Raw genomic sequence first — 4029 nt, forward strand, 5'->3', positions numbered from 1 at the left:
CGCTGTTGTTGGCCTTGACCCCGCCCAGGCCGTTAGCCGTTCTTTTTCGCGGAAAATCTATTTATCGAATCTACAAGAATGGCATGAAAATCCTATTATAGAAGAATACAACGTTTTCCTCGGAGCCCATTCCAACCAAAAATATGCGCTAGTCCAAATTTTTTGCGCGGACAGTGTGCCGGCCTAATGCCTGCAAAGCGCATGGTCTTGGCTTGGATCGAGTAATTGGTCAGTTCCATTTAGGAAGTCAACCTGATCCCATTTCTACTTATGATTTATTGCCCCAGAAGCTGGCGCATAATGGGCTCTATCATTGCCACTACAGGGTTTTGAGAAGACTGCCTCCATTTAATCTTCACCCTCCAACTTTTGTTTTCTTCTAAGAAATTCTGTCATTGCTCGAGCATCATGCTCAACCAAATCTTCTAATAGATCATGTGCTGCCCAATGTAGAATTGATTCACTACCATCATCGTATTCATAAGCAACCATATCACGAGACATAGATGAGTCGATTACTCTGCAGTCATCTTCGCTTACGGCTAAAAAACCTGGATACCCTTTGTACGGTATAATCCAATAATATTTTTTCCCGTTGACCCAATAAATTCCAAGAACTTCTATTGAATTATCACCGTCATTCAATTTTATATGCATGTAACTACTCACCTCCCGTAGGGGTTTTGTTATACTGAGGCGTAACAACTTTCATATCATATGCTTTTCCCGTGCGCTCATTGTATTGGTAATGAATGGTTATAGAATTTCCGTCTGGGAGTCGATGAGTTACTTCCATTTTTTGCCAACCATCCTCACGGGGAAAATTTGGGTCATTATTAAGCTTTAAAGGTTTACCCTTCGACGGATCATCTTTTACTCTATTCCAGAGTACCTGCTCATTCAGATCCCGTGGAACTTTAGATTGCTCAAGCTTGGCTGTCGAGTGGCTTTCATAATTTACTGTTCCCGCTGGAAATTCATTAGAGGAATTCGCTTCACCATAATACTCTCTATTAGATTTCGAACGTTCCACTACAGATGAAGGATGGTAGCTGTCACCAGCTACTGCCGGCTTTCCTCCAGAGAAGCTAAACGCATTATCTGCACCTTCGACTTTCGCCGAAAATCCGTCACTACTTTTGATAATGCCAGTCGCACCAGCCTTGATGCCCAGGGCACCAATCGAAGATAGCAATGTATCCACGAGCATTGAGCTAGTTGCATGACTCGCAGGACGCACCGCTTGCTGATCGCTATCGGTCTCAGCGCCAAATGCGTTGGCGCCGATCAAAGGCGTCAGCGGATTGACCAAATACTGCTCTTTCTTTTCCTGGAGATACCCCGCCATCGGCGTTGCCGCCCACAGTGTGCTGCCCAAGGTCTTCACCGGGCCACCCGCCGCTGCCATCAAGACCAGCGCGGCAGTCTCTGCATTGTCTTCGCCCAGCCAATTTTTAAACTGCTCTACCTTCTTTCCACCTGCGATGGCAAGGTTGGAGACAACCGTTGCTCCCTTCAGTCTGAAATTTTCATCCTGAGATTGCGGCGAGCCCGCTGTTCCCTGAGAGCTTTCAAATACCTCACTGTTTGAAGAAGCTGCGCTATCCGCATGAGTACTTCCCACGGCCCCAACGGCGACAGTCCCAATCGAACCAACGTCGACCTCCCCCGTCGGAATGTGGTTAATAACATCTTTGCGCTGCTGTTCGTCCAGCTCATTGAATCCCTTGCCGTAGCGCTGGAAGGCAATGCTTTCAGGTTGCGCGAGCTCTCGCAGCGTTGACGCTGCATCCGGCGATTTGAGCAACAGCACCAGCTTGTCCGGATCGCAGCCAAGCTTTACGCAGTTGTCGAGAAGTGCATTGACACCGGCAACTTCATTGGGATCGGTGATCCCGACATTTTTCAGCGCCTCGGCAGCCATCGCCTGTCGCTGCGAACGTCCTTCGCGATAGTCGTAGTAGCCATAGGTCTGGACGGCATTACCCGAGGCTGCGCCTGCCTGCGCATCGCCGCCCAAGAGACCGCCTGCTGCGCCGAGCAGGGCTCCGAGGCCACTCATCAATGTGGCCTCGGCACCGCTTCCCGGCTGTATCCCGCCCTTCTGCAGTGCGTCAGCGAACTTCGGCAACAACGCCTCGTTCATCAACACGCCACCGGCCGCGCTCAGGACGTTGCCGCCCGAGACTGCAGCAGCCAGTGCGCCCGCCGTCACTTGCGTGATCTGCTTTGCCGCTCCCGCGTCGTTCCACTTCGCAAGCTGGTCGTTGGCTGCGTTCAGCCGTGCCTTCGCTGCTGCCGTCGCATCCGGATCGCCCTTGGCCGCTTCCAGATCGGCCATAGCTTGTTCTGCATCTGCAGCCGCTTGCTCCCTCTTGTAGGAAATGAGCTCCTTAGCCGACCTAAACGCCACCTCACCGGCGACTTGGGCAAGTTCCTGCTGTTCCGCAACCTTCTTCTCGTCGAATATCTGCTTCAGCCCGCTCTGCTGCAGTTCCGTAGCGCTTCGATCCAAACTGGCCAGAGCGGTTGTGTCGCCATTGCGCACCTCGACACTGCCCGCGGCAATATCGCTCTTGGTCGTACTGCCACTACTTCCTGTCTGATTACCCGCCAGACTCAAGGCGGCACCGGCCGCCGCGGACGCCCAGTCCCCCGTACCGACGCCAAAACCGCCTGCCTTGTACTCGGCCTTGTTCTGCAAATCCTCCACCGTCAGGCTGTCGGTGGATAGGCGGTTCAACGCTGCATCGGCCGTGCTGGCGATGGCGCCGCCAATCAGGTGGGTATTGCCGCCAACGGTCACGTCGAAGCCACCGTTGCCTGCCTGGATGCCGCTCTGCTCCTTGACGCTGGTGTAGCTGCTGTCGGTCTTCTGCTGGCTGTAGCTGGCGCTGCTACCGCTGAAGCCGTATACCAGGGTGGCACCGGCCTGCTGCTGCTTGCTCTTGTAGTCGTTGGTGTCCTGCTCGCTCTGGATCAGCAGGTCGCCGCCGACCTTGGCCAGCACGGTGTCGCCGATCGCCTGCGCACCCTTGATCGTGGTGTCGTTGCCGCTGGCCAAGGTCAGCGTGTCCTTGGCCGTGACCACGCTTTCGGTGTGCAGTTCGCTGTTGCCCTTGGCACTGCCCTTACCGGCGTAGGCGGTCAGGTAGACGCCCGTGGTGGTGCCAACGCTCACGCCGATTTCGCCGCCAGCGTTCTTGTTGCTCGACTTTTCGGTGTTGGTTTCCTGCTGGCTCAGCAAACTAAGGTTGTTGGCCGCGGCCAGCACGACGTTCTGACCATCGATCTTGCTGCCGATCACGTCGAGGTCGCCACCCGTGGCGGCGATGGTCACATTGCCGTCGCTGAGAATGCGGCTGCCGCCAGTCGTTTCTTCGTGGGTGACGGTCTTGCTGGACGCGCTGCTAGCACCGATACCGATGCGCAGGCTGACTCCGCCCATCTGTGCACCTTGTGCCGTAGCGGCTTGGTACGCGTCGACGCTGTCTTTCACTGCGTAACCGGCCTTGGCTGCATACAGCGCCTGCAGTCGGCTATCCTCGACTTCGCTGCCGCGCTTGGTTGCGCCATATGCCGCTTCGGCCGCCTGTACCACCGCGCCGGTCAGGCCCAAGGTGATCCCCGCACTCTGCTGCTTGGACGTCTGCACCGTGTCCACGCGGTTCTCGACCGCGGCGATTGTCACGTCCTTGCCGACGATGGCGGTGCCGGTCTTGCTCAGCACGTCGCTGCCGGTGATCGCCACGGCATTGCCGGCGGTGAGGGTGACGGAGCCATCGGTACTGCCCACCAGGCTGCCGCTCTGGCTCACCTCGGTGGTGTCGAGCGTGTTGGTCTGCTTGCTCGCACCCAGGGTGACGCTGAAGCCGCCGCCGCTGTACAGACCGGTTTTCTTGACCTTCTTGTCGTGCTCCTCGCTATGCGTGTTCTGCGCCGTCTCCAGCGTCAGATCGTTGCCCGCGGCAACGACCACATTGCCGGTGCCGGCAACCTGCGCGCCTTGCGAGAGCAGGTCGTGGCCGG

General features: G+C 56.2%; 3 protein-coding genes. 1 reads left to right on the plus strand and 2 read right to left on the minus strand.

The genetic code is table 11. The features are described from left to right. Nucleotides 1-187: hypothetical protein (locus D180_RS24495; protein ID WP_232760392.1), on the plus strand; the 187-nt coding region annotated here is incomplete at its 5' end. Between the two features lie 161 nt (nt 188-348). On the opposite strand, the gene D180_RS22925 is transcribed toward D180_RS24495, so the two are convergent. Both D180_RS22925 and D180_RS22500 read right to left on the minus strand, forming a co-directional pair. After that, complete coding sequence (locus tag D180_RS22925; protein ID WP_232760394.1) at nt 349-669, minus strand: hypothetical protein; 321 nt, start codon at nt 667-669, stop codon at nt 349-351. Beyond that, the coding region (locus D180_RS22500) for a hemagglutinin repeat-containing protein (RefSeq protein WP_017912393.1) at nt 662-4029 on the minus strand (3368 nt) is incomplete at its 5' end. The genes D180_RS22500 and D180_RS22925, both read right to left, overlap by 8 nt.

The sequence above is a fragment of the Xanthomonas sp. SHU 166 genome (assembly GCF_000364685.1).
GTDB classification, from domain to species: Bacteria; Pseudomonadota; Gammaproteobacteria; order Xanthomonadales; family Xanthomonadaceae; genus Xanthomonas_A; species Xanthomonas_A sontii.